Source organism: Kaistia defluvii, assembly GCF_040548815.1.
Lineage (GTDB): Bacteria > Pseudomonadota > Alphaproteobacteria > Rhizobiales > Kaistiaceae > Kaistia > Kaistia defluvii_A.
This window is the reverse complement of record NZ_JBEPSM010000001.1, coordinates 463,491-478,911: the sequence shown is the minus strand read 5'-3', so window position 1 is coordinate 478,911 and position 15,421 is coordinate 463,491. Positions and strand designations below refer to the sequence as shown.

Here is a 15,421-nt window from a genome sequence, read left to right as displayed (position 1 = left end):
AGAGCCGCCATGAGCCAACGCGCCATAGTCGTCGTCGATCTGCAGAATGACTATTTTCCGGATGGCAAATGGTCGTTGGAGGGCATCGAAGCCGCCGCTGCGCAGGCGGCGAAGGTCATCGACGCAGCCCGCCAAGGGGGCGATGCCGTCATCCACATCCAGCATCTGGCAACGTCGCCGGAAGCGCCCTTCTTCGTCCCCGGCACCGAGGGCGCCGAGATCCACGCGGCCGTCCGCCCGCAGGGCGACGAAACCGTGGTGACCAAGCATTTTCCGAACGCATTTCGCGAGACGGTGTTGAAGCAGGTTCTCAACGAGCGCGGGATCGACGAGGTCGTGCTCGTCGGTGCGATGAGCCACATGTGCATCGCCGCGACCGGCCGCGCCGCCGCCGACTTCGGCTACAAGACCGTCGTCATCCACGATGCCTGTGCGACGCGCGCGCTGGAATTCAACGGCACGACGGTACCCGCCGCCCAGGTCCATGCCGCCAACATGGCCGCACTGGCCTTTGGCTACGCCAAGGTGATCGGCGCGGCCGAGTGGATCGCTGGCGAGGGCTGATTTCTTCCGGGGGGCAGCCAGGGCTAACTATTGGTGCGGCGTTCTCACCCAGACCGACGCTCGCTGCGATCGCTTGATCAGTATTCCTTCGCAAGCCCACAATGCCAAAATGACAGCCCAGGACGATCGGACGATCGAATTCTACACCCGCGAAGCGATCGCCTACACAATGCGGGGCCAGAAGGCGAGCGAGCGACGGCTGCTGCGCTTCCTCGATAGCCTGCCTGCGGGCGGCGCGGTGCTCGAACTGGGCTGCGGCGCCGGGCAGGACAGCGAGTTCATGATGACCAGAGGTTTTGCCGTCCGCCCCACGGATGGCACGCCGGAGATCGCGCGGGCGGCGGAGCGGCGGCTAGGCGTCCCCGTCTCCACGCTGCTGTTCCACGAAATCGCCGAGCTCAGGAGTTACGACGGCATCTGGGCCAATGCCTGTCTGGTGCATGTGCCCAGAGCCGAATTACCCGGCATCCTCGGTCGCATCCACGCCGCCCTGAAGCCGGGCGGGGTCTTCCATGCAAGCTTCAAGGCTGGGGACGCAGAGGGACGTGATGGGTTCGACCGGTACTACAACTACCCGTCCGAAGCTTGGCTGCGCGAAGTTTACGGCACGCTGGGTTGGGATCCGGCCATCGAGGCCGGTATCGGCGGCGGATACGACAACAAGCCGACGGAATGGCTCTACGTCACCGCCATCCGCGCTGGATGAGGCTGGAATCAAAACGGGCGGAGCCAAGCTCCGCCCGTTCGCTCCGGCCGCGAAAGCCGCGAGCCGTAAGTCTCGTCAGTCGAGATCCTGGACGTCGACTTCGTTGCCGCCGAGGCGCTGGGCCAGGGCTGCTTCCATGAAGTCGTTCAGATCGCCGTTCAGCACGTCCTGCGGGCTGGTCGATTCCACGCCCGTGCGCAGATCCTTGACCAGCTGGTAGGGCTGCATGACGTAGGACCGGATCTGGTGACCCCAGCCGATGTCCTTCTTGGTCGATTCCGTCGCCATGGCGGCGGCCTCGCGGCGCTCCAGCTCGGCCTCGTATAGGCGCGAGCGCAGCATGTCCCAGGCAGCGGCCCGGTTCTTGTGCTGCGAGCGCTCGTTCTGGCACTGCACGACGATGCCGGACGGAATGTGCGTGATGCGCACGGCCGAGTCGGTCGTATTGATGTGCTGGCCGCCGGCGCCCTGCGCGCGATAGGTATCGATGCGGCAGTCGCTCTCGTTGATCTCGATCTCGATCGAATCATCGACGACCGGATAGACCCAGATCGAGGCGAACGAGGTGTGGCGGCGCGCGGCGCTGTCATAGGGCGAGATGCGGACCAGGCGGTGCACGCCCGATTCGGTCTTCAGCCAGCCATAGGACTGCTCGCCCTTGACGAGAATAGTGGCCGACTTGATGCCCGCCTCTTCGCCGTCATGGACTTCCAGCAGCTCGACCTTGCGGCCGCTCTTCTCCGCCCAGCGCGTATACATGCGCAGCAGGATGTTGGCCCAGTCCTGGCTCTCCGTGCCGCCGGCGCCGGCATGCACTTCGACATAGGTGTCGTTGCCGTCGGCCTCGCCGGAAAGCATCGAATTGACCTGACGCTTGCGGATATCGCCCTTGAGCGCGAAAATCGCAGCCTCGGCCTCGGCGACGATCGAGGGATCCCCCTCGGCCTCGCCCATCTCGATCAGCTCGATATTGTCCTGAAGCTCGCGCTCGCTGGTCAGAACGGCGTTGATGCCGTCCTCGTGGCCCTGGCGTTCGCGCATCAGCTTCTGCGCCTTCTGGGGATCATCCCAGAAGTTCTGCGTCTCGGAGAGAGCGTTCAGTTCGAGCAGGCGTCTCTGGGCACGATCCCAGTCAAAGATGCCTCCTCAGCAGGGTGATGCCCTGCTTGATCTCGTCGATGATCGTTTCGATCTCGGCTCGCATTGGATAGACGTCCATTTCTCGTTCGGGCGGGTTACCCCGCCGGGTGGGGCAACATAGTGATGCCCCTATCCCATGTAAACCAAGCCGACCAACCAGGGAGATCCCGATGACGCCGCTTCCCAAGGCTTTGTTCACCCGCCGCTTCCGCCAGATGGCGACCCTGCTGCTGATCCTCGTGCCAGGCAGCGCCCTCGCCGATGGCACCATGGCGGCGCGGACCCTGACCAAGACCGACAAGGAGCGGATCGCCCGCTACGAGGCGACGCAGAAATCGGCCATAGCCGAGGCGCGAGCCAAGGGCGACAAGGCGGATGTGGCGACGCTCGACGCGCTGCTGGCCGGGAAGCCCCAGCCGATCCTCGGCGTCGATATCCGCGGCGACTATCGCTGCCGTACGATCAAGCTGGGCGGCAGCCTGCCGCTCACCGTCTATGGCTGGTTCAACTGCAAGATCGACGAGGACGACCTCGGCTACCGGCTGACCAAGACCAGCGGATCGCAGCGCCTGACCGGCCGTTTCATCGACGATTCCGCCAACCGCCTGCTCTATTACGGCGTCTCCTTCATCGCCGGCGAGAAACCCGGACGCTATAGCGCCAAGGCCGACGACGACCAGGTCGGCTATTTCCTGAAGACCGGGCCGAAGAGCTACCGGCTCGACCTGCCGCTGCCGAAATTCGAATCAAAGTTCGACATCATCGAATTGCAGAAGCGGTAGTCCAGACTGGGCTATGTGCGTGCTTCGAGGCCGGCCTTTGGCCGGCACCTCAGCCTGTCGAGGTCCAGGACTCCCTCGGGAAGCAGTCCTCAACATCCTGAGGTGCCCGAGCGAAGCTCGGGCCTCGAGGGACGCACTCTGACCGTTTGCTAAAGCAGCGTGCCGCTCAGGATCACCATCGCCACGCTGAAATAGATCACCAGGCCGGTGACATCGACGAGCGTCGCGACGAAGGGCGCCGAGGCGCTGGCCGGGTCGAAGCCGAGCCGCTGCATGATAAAGGGCAGCATGGAGCCCGCCATCGATCCGAAGGTGACGATCCCCAACAGGCCGGTGCCGACAGTGGCCGCGATCAGCATCCAGTGCGGACCGTAATCATAGAGGCCCAGCACCTGCCAGGCGCTGATGCGGATGACGCCGAGCGTGCCGAGAATGGCGCCCAGCGTCAGGCCGCTGGGCAATTCGCGCAGGGCGACCCGCCACCAATCCCGAAGCTTGACCTCGCCCAGCGCCAGAGCGCGGATGATCAGCGAGGTCGCCTGCGAGCCGGAATTGCCGCCGGAGCTCATGATCAGCGGGATGAACAGGGTCAGCACAATCGCCCGCTCCAGCTCATGCTCGAAATGCTGCATGGCGGTCGCCGTCAGCATCTCGCCAATGAACAGCGCGCAGAGCCAGCCGGCCCGCTTGTGCATCATCTTGAGGAAGCCGATGTCCATGTAGGGCTGATCGAGCGCCTCCATGCCGCCGAACTTCTGGACGTCTTCCGTGCTCTCCTCGAAGATCGTGTCGATGATGTCGTCGACGGTGACGATCCCCACGACATGGAACCGTTCGTCGACGACCGGCACGGCGATCTGATCGTATTTCGAGAACAGGCGCGCCACTTCCTCGCGGTCGGTGCGGGGCGTGACGGTGATCGGACGGCGATGGCGGGCGGCGGACAGGACCGGGGCATTGAGGTCGGCCGCGATCAGGCGGCGCAGCGTCACGGTCTGCACGAGCGCATGCGTGACCGGGTCGAGCACGCAGATCGTATAGATCGTCTCGCGGCTCTTCTCGACGACGCGAATGTGCTGCAGCGTCTGGCCAACGGTCCAGTTGGCGGGGACACTCACCACTTCGGTGGTCATGATCGAGCCGGCGCTGCCTTCCGGATAGGCGGCGAGCCGGGCGACGGCATTGCGGGTTTCGGGATCGAGCTTGGCGATCAGCTGCGAGCGCGTCGGCTCGTCGATTTCCGCCAGCAGGTCGGTCGCCCGGTCCGCCGACATGCCGGCCAGAACCCGGACCGCGCGCTCGCTCGGCAGGCTCGACATCAGCTCGACCGCGGCTTCGAACTCCGGCTGATCGAGAACCTCGATCAGCCTTTCGTCGGAAACGCCTGCCAGAAGCGCCGGATTGGCTTCGGCTTCATGTTGATTGAGACGTTCGACGAGATCTGCAACGTGCTCGCCTTCGAGATCCAAAGCGCGCGAACGCACGGTGGCCTCGTCTTCGCGGACGATATCTTCCATGACTCACTCCGATCGGCCACCCAGCCGGTCGCGTGAGCCGATCGAGCGATCAGATCACGGCGACCGTGGGCGGCGCCTGTATTCGACAGCTACTGTCGCTCGACATGAAACTGGGGTTCCAATGGGGGTCGGCCGCGGAAGCGGAAACCGACTTGACCCGGGTGAGGTGCGCCACTCCGCCGGCCGCGTCAAGCTCTTTCGCTCCCTCGGCGCAACGAAATTCAATTTGACGCAGTTTTGCCGCGCGACGCGTTTTTAAGGCGGCTAGGGAACGCTGCAGCGCCCAAGAGCGCGACGCCCTAGGTGAACGGCCTCAGCCGCGCATGGCCACCAGGATCGCCCCGGACGCGATCAGGAGAACGCCGAGCCAATTCCGGCCGGACAGCTTCTCGCTCAGGAAAACCACGCCGAAAACAGCGACCAGGACGACGCTGAGCTTGTCGATCGGCGCGACCCGGGCGGCATCGCCGAGCTTCAGCGCCCGGAAATAGCAAAGCCAGGAAGCCCCGGTGGCGAAGCCGGACAGAACCAGGAAGCCATAGCTGCGCGGCGAGACGGACCCGAAGGGCTGCCATTGCCCGGTCAGCGTCAGGATGAAGGCGATGGTTACCAGGATGACGATCGTGCGGATGAAGGTGGCAAAGTCGGAATGGACGTTGCTGATGCCGATCTTGGCGAAGATGGCGGTGAGCGCAGCGAAGGCCGCCGAGAGCAGCGCCCAGAACACCCACGACGACAGCATGTCCCGCATCTTGCCTTGGCTCCCGCAGACGCCGGAGCGTCGCAGAAGGGCGCGCGCGGCGCAATGCAGGGGGCTCTTCGAGAAGGGACGGGTGCCCTCTCCTCTCCCGGAGAAGATCCAGCCTGAAGATCGCCATGCGCACTCCGGCACAGAGCACCCTCGTCGCCCCGGCGAAGGCCGGGGCCCATGAACACCGGCCGAGAAAGGCCAGGTGCCAGCCCCTCTAAGCCCGGCCTGCGTGTATGGATCCCGGCCGTCGCCGGGATGACGGCCGGGCGAAACCGAGCGCTCGCGTTCAAACGATGACGCGCGAAGGCCTCCCTGAGGGAGAGGTGAAGGAAGTGCCCTGCCCTCAGACCACCTACACCAGCGGCCGGACCATGAAGCGGGCGTCGTCGTCATAGCTGCGCAGCTTGGCATCGAGGGCGGGGATGGAGACCGTCTGGAAGCCGTGGCGGCCCCAGAAGCCGGCCGAGTCGTTGACCGCGACCAACGAGACGTCGGGACAGCCGGACCGGCGCGCGCCATCCAGCAGGATGCGGACTATGGCCGAGCCGGCGCCCTGCCCGCGCGTCTCGGGCAACAGGGCGAGGTCGTGGATGTAATAGGTCGTGGGCGGCTCCGGCAGCGCGCCGAGCAGCGAGTTGAGCGGTGGCGGGGCGAAGGCCTGCGCCGGATGGCTCAGCACATAGGCGATGAGTTCGCCGTTGCTCTCATAGACCCAGCATCCGCTGGGCCAGAGGCGCAGGCGCTCGGCGAAGATTTCGGGGTCTTCGGGATAGGCCGCGTGAACCCGGTCTGCGATCACGGCAACCGCGGGCAGATCGTCCGGCCGCATCGGCCGCCAGGTTCCCGTCTTGGTCGGGATATCGCTCGTCATCGTCAAGGAAACAGCACCAAAGAAGAGGCCGCGGATTGGAGCCCGCGGCCTGCTTGGTCAGTAGAGGCCACCCGTGCCCGATATGACGGCCCGGTCGGCTTCCGGCGTCACGGTCAGCGGCTGACCGTTCGCATCGGTCTGGCCGATGATCGAATAGGTATCCGGCGGACCCGTGCCCGGCTTGAAGGCTTCGAGGATCGTGCCCGCGCCGCCGGCGGTGGAGCGCATACCGGTCTTGCGGTCGATCGGGATCAGGGTGAGACCCGGCGGCACGCGGAACGGGATGGCAGCCTTGTCGGCCAGCGCCAGCTTGAAGAAATCGCCGGCGATCGGAGCCGCGATTTCGCCGCCCGTCATGCCGCGTCCCATCGGCTTCGGATTGTCGTAGCCGATGAAGACGCCGACCACGAGATCCGGCGAATAGCCGATGAACCAGGCGTCCTTGTAGTCGTTCGATGTGCCCGTCTTGCCGGCGAGCGGCTTGCCGACGCTCTTCAGCACCGTCGCGGTGCCGCGCTGCACGACGCCTTCCAGCATCGAGGTGATCTGGTAGGCGGTCATCGGATCGAGCACCTGCTCGCGATTGTCCTCGATGACCGGCTCGTCCTGATGCGACCACTGCTCGGCATCACAGCCTTCGCAGATGCGCTCTTCATGCTTGAAGATGGTCTTGCCGAAGCGATCCTGGATACGGTCGATCAGCGTCGGCTTCACCTGGCGGCCGCCATTGGCGAACACCGAATAACCGGAGACCATGCGCAGCACCGTCGTCTCCGACGCGCCTAGCGCGTTGGGCAGGAAGGGCCCGAGCTTGTCATAGACGCCGAAGCGCTTGGCATATTCGGCCACGAGCGGCATGCCCATGTCCTGCGCCAGGCGGACCGTCATCACGTTACGCGACTGCTCGATGCCTGTACGGAGCGTCGACGGCCCGTAGAACTTCTGGGCGTAGTTTTCCGGGCGCCAGATCGGCTGGCCATAGCCGGGGTCGACTTCGATCGGCGCATCCATGACCACCGACGACGGCGTGTAGCCATTGTCGAGGGCGGCGGCATAGACGAACGGCTTGAACGAGGAACCCGGCTGGCGCAGCGCCTGGGTGGCGCGGTTGAACTGGCTCTCCGCATAGGAGAAGCCGCCATCCATCGCCAGCACGCGGCCGGTATGGGGATCCATCACCACCATGGCGCCGGCGATGCTGGGCACCTGGCGCAGGCGGAACGAGCCCGGCTTGCCATCGGCCGGCTCGACATAGACGACGTCGCCGACTTCGAGCGCGTCGCTGGCGCCGGTCAGCTTCTTGCCGGCGGGCTTTGCCCACTTCATCTCCGAGAACGGGATGACGCCGGTTTCGCGGGCGGGCAGCAGCTTGCCGGTCTCGTCGCGGCCCGGCTGAAGGCCGATCTCGGCCTCGTCCTTGTTGACGGCAGTGACAATGGCGAGGCGCCATTCGATGATGTCGGAAAGCGCCGGCACAGTGCCGACGGCAACGCCCCAATCGCCTTCGATCGGCACGTTCTTGACGGGTCCACGCCAGCCATGCTGCTCGTCGAACTGGACCAGGCCGTTCATCAGCGCCTGGCGCGCCATGACCTGCATGCCCGGGTCGAGCGAAGTGCGGACCGAGAGACCGCCGTCATAGAGCGCCTTCTCGCCATAGATCTGCATCAGCTGGCGGCGCACTTCCTCGACATAATAGTCGGCGGCGAAGATGTGCGGGCTGGCGACGCGGGTCTTCACGCCGAGCGGCTGCGCCTTGGCGGCCTCGCCTTCGTCGGCGGTCGCGAAACCGTTCTCGACCATGCGGTCGATGACCCAGTTGCGGCGCTCGATGGCGCGGTCGGCATAGCGGAAGGGATTGTAGTTGTTCGGGCCCTTGGGCAGCGCCGCCAGATAGGCAGCTTCCGACAGGGTCAGCTCGTGCACGGACTTGTCGAAATAGGACAAGGACGCGGCGGCGACGCCATAGGAACCAAGGCCGAGGAAAATCTCGTTCAGGTAGAGCTCGAGGATCTTGTCCTTCGAGTTCGCCTGCTCGATGCGGAGCGACAGGATCGCTTCCTTGATCTTGCGGTCCAGCGAGCGCTCGTTGGTGAGCAGGAAGTTCTTGGCGACCTGCTGGGTGATCGTCGACGCGCCGATCATGCGCTTGTCAGACGAGAGCGCCGCGATGTTCTGCAGGGCCGCGCGGGCGATGCCGTAATAGTCGAGACCGGCGTGCTGGTAGAAGTTCTTGTCTTCCGCCGAGATGAAGGCAGCCTTGACCCGATCCGGGATCGCCTGGATCGGCAGATAGAGGCGACGCTCGCGGGCATATTCGCCGACGAGCTGACCATCGGACGCGTGGATTCGCGTCATCACCGGCGGCTCGTATTTCGCCAGGACCTCAACCGACGGCAATCCGCCCGTCAAGCCGGAGACATACCAAGCCACACCTGCAGCAACTGCCAAGAAAAACACGGCGCCAATCCCGAATAAATAGCCGATTAGTCGCAGAAACATATCGCTCGCGTTCCCCGCTGGATCGCCTTGCCGGCGACAAGCTCAGGCCGACGAGACGAACCCCGGTACGAAATTGGTTGATCTACCTGGCAGCTCTTGCCAGGCCGGTCCCGAAAAAAGAACGACACCGTCCGCGCGATATGCGCGACCAACGCCTGAAGGCTTGGGGCTCAACCGCCCGTTGACTGAAGGCGAACTACAGGTTCGTTTGGCCTCGATAGACCCAACAGGTCCGTTCTTCCAGTCCGTTTGTGGAGAAACTTGGGCGCTGCCGGCCGGAAGGGAAGCGCGAGCCGCCGCGTGTTGTTCGAGCAACAGCGCCTTCATGGCTCGCCGACCCCCGAAGTCAGGGCTTCGGAGGCGGCCATGTTGGCGACCCGGTTGCGAAAATAGGCGTCGATGGCGCGGGTGATCGCGACGGCCGTCTTGTCCCGCCATTCGGGAGAAGTCAGCAGTTTTTCGTCATCCGGATTGGACAGATAGCCCAGTTCGACGAGCGCCGAGGGGACGTCCGGCGCCTTCAGGACCATGAAGCCCGCCTGCTGGTGCGCGCGCTTGAACAGGCGCACCGCCGGCTTCAGTTCCTTGATCATGTTGCGCGCAAAGACGACCGCGAAATTTTTCGTCTCCCGCCGCGCCAGGTCGATCAGGATGTCCGAAACCTCGTTGGTATCCTCCGGAACGTCGACGCCGGCGAGGATGTCGGACTTGTTTTCCGATTCTGCGATCGAGGCCGCCATCTGGTCCGAAGCGCGCTCGGACAGGGTGTAGACGGTCGCGCCGCGGATATCGCTGCCCGAGAAGGAATCGGCGTGGATCGAGATGAACAGGTCGGCGTGCTTGGAGCGCGCGAACTGGACGCGGCCGCGCAGGGTCACGAAGGTGTCGTCCGAGCGGGTCATCAGCACTTCGTAGCGGCTATTCGCCTCGAGCTTTTCCTTCAGCGTCTGGGCGAAGGCCAGCACGATGGTCTTTTCCAGCATGCCGGACTTGGCGATGGCGCCGGAATCGATGCCGCCATGGCCGGGGTCGAGCACGATGCGAAGCTTGCCGTCGTTCGGCGCGGGACCGGGCACGGCCTCGCGCTCATGACTAGCCGTGGCACGCTCGCGATCGCGCGAGATGCGCAGCGTGTCCAGGAAGGCGGTGCGGGTGCTCTTGACCAGATCGACGACGAGGCGCGCCGGCTGCCCCTTGTCGGCCGGCAGCACGAAAGCCTTGTCGACCGAGACCGGGCCGGTGGCATCGAGCACGATGCGGGACTTGCCGGCCGAGATCAGGCCATAGCGGAAGGCCGAGACGAGCCCCTTCCCTGCCTTGCCCGCATCGGCGGCGAGATCGAAGTGGACTTCCGGCAGGTCGACGACGACCCGGTAGGGTTCGTCGAGGGTGAAGACGGAGACGGCCGAGGGGCCGGTCAGATCCATCACGAAGCGGGTGCGCGATCCGTCGCCGACGACGCGCGCCTCGCGCGCAATCACCGGCTCGCCCGATACCGCGGGTGGCGTGGCAACGAGAGGCGCATTGTCGGGCGCCGGCGCGATCGCGGCGGGCGTCTCGGCGCCTTCTGTCGAGGCAACCGGGGAAATGGCGGAGGTGACGCTGTTGTCGATCGGCGATTGGGCGGCGGAAGCCCACGCGGAAAACAGGACGAAGAAGCCTGCGCCCAGCCATCGCCCGGCACCCTGTGTGGCCCTTCGCCAATTCTGTCGATCGGCGCTGACGCCTTGTCGTTCTCGCATGTCTATCGTGTCGTCCGGTGCAGCCTTGCCCCCGCCCCGATCTTGGCTGTGTAGACGATTAGGATCGAATGGTTAAGACCTCCTAACCAAACCGGCTTCGTGCACAGCTGGATGACGGTAAAACGGCTGGTTCGGCAAGCGAGATCCCCCCTTCGGCACCGCCATGCTTCGCCGTCCAATATCCTTGCCAAGAATCGTCGCCTTCCATAAAAGGAGACTACGGAATTCATCCTCCGACCGGTTTGCTGCCTAACGTGGCGTGATCGGCATGATGCGGTGGGGCGCTGAGAGACGATCGACCCGATCAAGGGTTGCAGCCTCAAGAGCGTTCCGCGGTCACTTCGGTGCACGGTCTGGGGATGGGACAGGTATCTTTGTCGTGCAGGCTCGACCCTTTCCGAGCGCACGGCCGGCGAGCCTGCGATCCGGCGGCTGTGGGACGCGGAAGCGTCCGCGGTCGGGATTTCCGGCGGGGGCAGCTCTGCCGGTCTGTTCTTCAAGAGGCTCATAGCGCGTACCCATGTTTTTGCCGACCCCCTACCGTTCAGCCAACCTTGAACCGGCCATTGCCGGTCGGGTGGTATCTACGGTGCTGGCGCAGGCGCGCGCACGTTCACTTTTCCCCCATCACGGCTTTCTTCGCGACCAACACGGCATCGGCGCTCAGCGCCGGCCGGAGATTTGCGCGTCGAGCCATGGAGAATTTCCAATATGGCAAACAAGATGCTCATCGATGCCACCCACCCGGAGGAGACCCGGGTCGTGGTGGTACGCGGCAATCGGGTCGAGGAATTCGACTTTGAATCCGCGAGCCGGAAGCAGCTTCGCGGCAACATCTATCTAGCCAAGGTCACGCGCGTCGAACCTTCGCTGCAGGCGGCCTTCGTCGAATATGGCGGCAACCGCCACGGCTTTCTCGCTTTCTCCGAAATCCACCCGGACTACTACCAGATCCCGGTCGCCGACCGTCAGGCGCTGATCGACGCCGAAGAGCAGGAAGAGCGCGAGGCTGAAGAGCGCGCCGCCGCCAAAGCCAAGAGCAGCCGCCGCCGCGGCAGCAATCGTTCAGTCGCCGCCAAGGCCGCCGACGAAGCCCGTTCCGAGGGTGTTTCCGAGGAAGGCCAGGAAGGCGTTTCGGCCGACGAAGCGCATCACGACGACCACCACGAAGACGGCCATCCCGACGAGCACCATGACGACGAGTCGAATGGCGAGCGTCCGGTTTCCGCCGGCGCGTCGGACCATGGCGACGAGAACGGCTCGGGTGACGAGAACGGTTCGGACGACAATTCCTCCTCACATCTCGATGCGCCGGCCTCCGACCATAGCGTCGAGGAAATCGGCGGCGACGAAGAGCATGAGGAAGACGTCGTCGAGTCGGTCGGTGCCGAGGACGCGCTCGAGGAACTGCCGGAACGGCGTCGCGGTCGCGGTCGCCAGTACAAGATCCAGGAAGTGATCAAGCGCCGCCAGGTGCTGCTCGTCCAGGTCGTCAAGGAAGAGCGCGGCAACAAGGGCGCGGCTCTCACCACCTACTTGTCGCTGGCCGGCCGCTACTCGGTCCTGATGCCGAACACGGCACGCGGCGGCGGCATTTCCCGCAAGATCACCAACACCGCCGATCGCAAGCGCCTCAAGGAAGTCGCCGCTGATCTGGAGGTGCCGGAGGGCATGGGCGTCATCCTGCGCACGGCAGGCGCCTCGCGCACCAAGGCCGAGGTCAAGCGCGACTTCGAATATCTGCTCCGCCTCTGGGAGAATGTCCGCGAACTGACGCTGCGCTCGGCCGCCCCTACCCTCGTCTACGAGGAAGGCAGCCTGATCAAGCGGTCGATCCGCGACCTCTACAACAAGGACATAGACGAGGTTCTCGTCGCCGGCGATGACGGCTATCGCGAGGCGAAGGACTTCATGCGCATGCTCATGCCGAGCCATGCCAAGAACGTTCAGCCCTATCGCGAGAGCCAGCCGATCTTTGCCCGCACCGGCATCGAGGCGCAGCTCGACGCGATGTTCTCGCCGCAGGTGACGCTGAAGTCCGGCGGCTACATCGTCATCAACCAGACCGAAGCGCTCGTCGCCATCGACGTGAACTCGGGCCGGTCGACGCGCGAGCACAATATCGAGGACACGGCCTACCAGACCAATCTGGAAGCGGCCGAGGAAGTGGCGCGCCAGCTTCGCCTACGCGACCTTGCCGGCCTGATCGTCGTCGACTTCATCGACATGGAAGAGAAGCGCAACAACCGTTCGGTCGAGCGCAAGTTGAAGGACGCGCTGAAGAACGACCGCGCCCGCATCCAGGTCGGCCGGATCTCGCATTTCGGCCTGCTCGAAATGTCGCGCCAGCGCCTGCGCACCGGCGTCGTCGAAAGCTCGGTCGAGGTCTGCCCGCATTGCCATGGCACCGGCTATGTCCGCGCCCCGGCATCCGTCGCGCTGCATGTGCTGCGGTCGCTCGAGGACAACCTTCTCAAGGGCGCGACCCACAACCTCACCATCCGCACCAGGACGGTCGTCGCACTCTACATTCTCAACCAGAAGCGCAATCACCTGGCCGAGATCGAGGCGCGCTTCGGCATCGCCATCACAGTTCTGGCCGACGAGACCGTCAACTCCGCCCAGCATTACATGCTCGAGCGTGGCGAGGCCGTGCAGCCGCGCGACGTGCCGCTGATCACGGCCCCCTCGCCCATCGTTCATCCCGACACGATCTATCCGGAAGATGAGGAGATCGAGGACGAGGTCGAGTCGGAAGAGAGCGAAGCCGAGGCGGACGCCGATACCGAGGCCGCGGGCGAAAGCTCGACCGAGGCGGCGCGCGCTGATGAAGGCGGACGCCGCAAGCGCCGTCGCCGTCGGCGTCGGCGGGGCGGCGAGGCTGGCGGTGCTGGCCAGGAAGCCGGATCTGCAGGCGAAGCCGGGGACGAGGAAGACGAAGGCGAAGCGGGCGAAGGCGCCGCCGCCGAAGGCTCCAGCAGCGAAGCGTCCGAAGGCGGCAGCGATGCCGAGGGCGACGAGCAGGAGCACGACGAGAATGGCGAGCCGCGCCGTCGGCGTCGTCGCGGTCGTCGGGGTGGCCGTCGCGGTCGCCGTGGCGCCGAGGGCGAAGGCTCCGAGGTCGAGGGTTCCGAGGGCGAAGGTTCCGAAGAGGGCCGGACGCTGGAACTCGACGAGACCGGTGAAGTGCTCTCCGAGCGGTTTGTCGAAGTCGAGGATGAAGGCATTCGCGACATCGAGCCGGAAGATGCCGGTGAGCGCCTGATCGCCGAGGATATCCCGGTCGCCGACATCGCCGACATGGCCGAGCCCTTCTTGGACGAGATCGGCGATGAGCCGGAGCTCGACATGCCGGAAGTCGGCGATGACGAGGATGACGAGCCGGAAGAGGAAATCTCCGACCTGCGCGTCACCACGGAAGAGGTGATGGCGAGCCAGAGCGATGATCCGCTCGGCCTCGATGACGAGTCGATGGTCGACAAGACCCCAGCCGAGATCGAGGCCACCAGGCAGGAGCCCGAAGCGCAGCCCGAGGACGATCGTCCGAAGCGCGGCGGCTGGTGGCAGCGGCGGTCGTTCTTCTAGAACGAGCCTCCCGAAATTCACGCCAGCGCTTCGGCGCTGGCGTCCAGAACGACAAAAGGCCCGGCATTGCCGGGCCTTTTCTTTTGGCTCCAGTCCCTGGCTTAGACCGCGACGGAAACGCGGATGTCGAGATTGGCGCGGGTCGCTTCCGAATAGGGGCAGACGATATGCGCCTTGGCGACGAGGTCTTCCGCCTGCGCCTGGTCGAAGCCCGGAAGGGCGACGTGGATCGCGACGTCGAGACCAAAGCCGGTGCCGTCGGGGCGCGGACCGATGCCGACCTCGGCAGTCACGCTGGTGTTTTCCGGAAGCTTGGCCTTTTCCTTGCCGGCGACAAAGCGCAGCGCGCCAAGGAAGCAGGCGGAATAGCCGGCCGCAAAGAGCTGTTCAGGATTGGTGCCCGGGCCGTCATTGCCGCCCATCGACTTGGGAACGCTGAGCTGCAGGTCGAGGCGACCGTCCGAGCTGGCGGTGCGGCCATCGCGGCCGCCGCCGGTTGCGGTTGCGGCTGCGGTGTAAAGTATCGTCATGATGGGCTCCTGGCTGCATGGGCGCCGATGCGCTTCAAAGGACCGGTCTTGTCCGGCGACCAATTAGATCGCACACGATTTGATCGCTGACGATACACATTCTCGCATGGCTGCCCTGCCGGTAACGCGCTTCCGCTTCAATCGCGCACGATATAATATACAGGGTCAAACCGGAGACGAACCATGACGCCGCACGCTGCCTCTGCGCTCGACCTCGACCGGATGCTGTGCTTCGCGATCTACTCGGCCAATGGCGCCTTCAACCGCGCCTACCGCCCGCTGCTCGACAGGCTCGGCCTCACCTACCCGCAATATCTGGTGCTGATGGCGCTGGGCGAGGCGGAGGACCTGACCGTCAGCGAGATCGGCGCGCGCGTGTTCCTCGAATCGAACACGCTGACCCCGCTGCTGAAGCGGCTGGAAGCGGCCGGCCACCTGGTCCGCCGCCGCGACGTGGCCGACGAGCGGCAGGTTCGGGTCTCGCTGACCGACCAGGGACGCCGGCTGCTGCAGGACGCCTGCGGCGTGACGCAGTCGCTGGCCGGCACGCTCGCCATGAGTGAAGCGCAGGTGATGGCGCTGCGCGACAGCATCGCGGCGCTGCGCGACATCCTCAACGATCCCGCCGCCGAGGCCAGCCGCGACGGATGAGCGCAAGCCGGCCCGCATTCCTCGGTATGGGCTCTTGCAGCCTTTGACTTGGCCGCGTCATGGCGGCATAAGCAGGGTGA

The 15,421-nt window shown here is 65.1% G+C and carries 12 protein-coding genes; 5 read left to right on the top strand and 7 right to left on the bottom strand.

Going from position 1 to position 15,421, the window contains the following annotated elements; all coding sequences use genetic code 11:
* The first annotated feature begins 9 nt into the window (after nucleotides 1-9).
* Nucleotides 10-564, top strand: a complete 555-nt coding sequence (locus ABIE08_RS02320) for a cysteine hydrolase family protein (protein WP_354548448.1) — start codon at nucleotides 10-12, stop codon at nucleotides 562-564.
* Nucleotides 565-673: 109 nt separating this feature from the next.
* Nucleotides 674-1,270, top strand: a complete 597-nt coding sequence (locus ABIE08_RS02315; protein ID WP_354548446.1) for a class I SAM-dependent methyltransferase — start codon at nucleotides 674-676, stop codon at nucleotides 1,268-1,270.
* A gap of 75 nt (nucleotides 1,271-1,345) precedes the next feature.
* Here the strand turns inward: ABIE08_RS02315 and prfB are convergent.
* Nucleotides 1,346-2,474, bottom strand: a protein-coding gene (gene prfB, locus ABIE08_RS02310; protein ID WP_354551540.1) for a peptide chain release factor 2 whose coding sequence is annotated in 2 segments (ribosomal slippage) — nucleotides 1,346-2,404 and nucleotides 2,406-2,474 — 1,128 coding nt in all. Because the reading frame shifts where the segments join, the coding sequence is not laid out codon by codon here.
* A gap of 106 nt (nucleotides 2,475-2,580) precedes the next feature.
* Between prfB and ABIE08_RS02305 the strand changes: the two genes are divergently transcribed.
* Complete coding sequence (locus tag ABIE08_RS02305) at nucleotides 2,581-3,192, top strand: DUF4893 domain-containing protein (protein WP_354548444.1); 612 nt, start codon at nucleotides 2,581-2,583, stop codon at nucleotides 3,190-3,192.
* Between the two features lie 149 nt (nucleotides 3,193-3,341).
* Here the strand turns inward: ABIE08_RS02305 and mgtE are convergent, their stop codons facing one another.
* The 5 genes from mgtE to ABIE08_RS02280 form a co-directional block, all read right to left on the bottom strand.
* On the bottom strand, nucleotides 3,342-4,709 hold the full coding sequence (gene mgtE / locus ABIE08_RS02300; RefSeq protein ID WP_354548442.1) for a magnesium transporter: 1,368 nt from the start codon (nucleotides 4,707-4,709) through the stop codon (nucleotides 3,342-3,344).
* A 313-nt stretch (nucleotides 4,710-5,022) separates the two neighbouring features.
* The gene (locus ABIE08_RS02295) at nucleotides 5,023-5,460 is read right to left on the bottom strand and encodes an EamA family transporter (protein WP_354548440.1); all 438 of its coding nucleotides are present in this window, start codon (nucleotides 5,458-5,460) and stop codon (nucleotides 5,023-5,025) included.
* 352 nt (nucleotides 5,461-5,812) lie between these two features.
* Complete coding sequence (locus ABIE08_RS02290) at nucleotides 5,813-6,331, bottom strand: GNAT family N-acetyltransferase (RefSeq protein WP_354551539.1); 519 nt, start codon at nucleotides 6,329-6,331, stop codon at nucleotides 5,813-5,815.
* 57 nt (nucleotides 6,332-6,388) lie between these two features.
* Nucleotides 6,389-8,833, bottom strand: coding sequence for a penicillin-binding protein 1A (locus ABIE08_RS02285; RefSeq protein ID WP_354548438.1), 2,445 nt, complete (start codon nucleotides 8,831-8,833; stop codon nucleotides 6,389-6,391).
* 323 nt (nucleotides 8,834-9,156) lie between these two features.
* Nucleotides 9,157-10,575 carry an N-acetylmuramoyl-L-alanine amidase gene (locus ABIE08_RS02280; protein WP_354548436.1) on the bottom strand — a complete coding sequence of 473 codons (1,419 nt, stop codon included), beginning with the start codon at nucleotides 10,573-10,575 and terminating at the stop codon, nucleotides 9,157-9,159.
* Nucleotides 10,576-11,286: 711 nt separating this feature from the next.
* Here ABIE08_RS02280 and ABIE08_RS02275 point away from each other — a divergent pair.
* Nucleotides 11,287-14,160, top strand: a complete 2,874-nt coding sequence (locus ABIE08_RS02275; RefSeq protein WP_354548434.1) for an Rne/Rng family ribonuclease — start codon at nucleotides 11,287-11,289, stop codon at nucleotides 14,158-14,160.
* A gap of 101 nt (nucleotides 14,161-14,261) precedes the next feature.
* Here ABIE08_RS02275 and ABIE08_RS02270 read toward each other — a convergent pair whose 3' ends face one another.
* Nucleotides 14,262-14,690, bottom strand: a complete 429-nt coding sequence (locus tag ABIE08_RS02270; RefSeq protein ID WP_354548432.1) for an organic hydroperoxide resistance protein — start codon at nucleotides 14,688-14,690, stop codon at nucleotides 14,262-14,264.
* Between the two features lie 183 nt (nucleotides 14,691-14,873).
* Between ABIE08_RS02270 and ABIE08_RS02265 the strand changes: the two genes are divergently transcribed.
* Entirely contained in the window at nucleotides 14,874-15,341 is a 468-nt protein-coding gene (locus ABIE08_RS02265; protein ID WP_354548430.1) for a MarR family winged helix-turn-helix transcriptional regulator, read from the top strand.
* The last annotated feature ends 80 nt before the right edge of the window (nucleotides 15,342-15,421 follow it).

Coding starts and splice junctions, on each gene's coding strand:
- ABIE08_RS02320 (WP_354548448.1), top strand. CDS start 10: ATGAGCCAACGCGCCATAGTCGTCGTCGATCTGCAGAATGACTATTTT.
- ABIE08_RS02315 (WP_354548446.1), top strand. CDS start 674: ATGACAGCCCAGGACGATCGGACGATCGAATTCTACACCCGCGAAGCG.
- ABIE08_RS02305 (WP_354548444.1), top strand. CDS start 2,581: ATGACGCCGCTTCCCAAGGCTTTGTTCACCCGCCGCTTCCGCCAGATG.
- mgtE (WP_354548442.1), bottom strand. CDS start 4,709: ATGGAAGATATCGTCCGCGAAGACGAGGCCACCGTGCGTTCGCGCGCT.
- ABIE08_RS02295 (WP_354548440.1), bottom strand. CDS start 5,460: ATGCGGGACATGCTGTCGTCGTGGGTGTTCTGGGCGCTGCTCTCGGCG.
- ABIE08_RS02290 (WP_354551539.1), bottom strand. CDS start 6,331: ATGACGAGCGATATCCCGACCAAGACGGGAACCTGGCGGCCGATGCGG.
- ABIE08_RS02285 (WP_354548438.1), bottom strand. CDS start 8,833: ATGTTTCTGCGACTAATCGGCTATTTATTCGGGATTGGCGCCGTGTTT.
- ABIE08_RS02280 (WP_354548436.1), bottom strand. CDS start 10,575: ATGCGAGAACGACAAGGCGTCAGCGCCGATCGACAGAATTGGCGAAGG.
- ABIE08_RS02275 (WP_354548434.1), top strand. CDS start 11,287: ATGGCAAACAAGATGCTCATCGATGCCACCCACCCGGAGGAGACCCGG.
- ABIE08_RS02270 (WP_354548432.1), bottom strand. CDS start 14,690: ATGACGATACTTTACACCGCAGCCGCAACCGCAACCGGCGGCGGCCGC.
- ABIE08_RS02265 (WP_354548430.1), top strand. CDS start 14,874: ATGACGCCGCACGCTGCCTCTGCGCTCGACCTCGACCGGATGCTGTGC.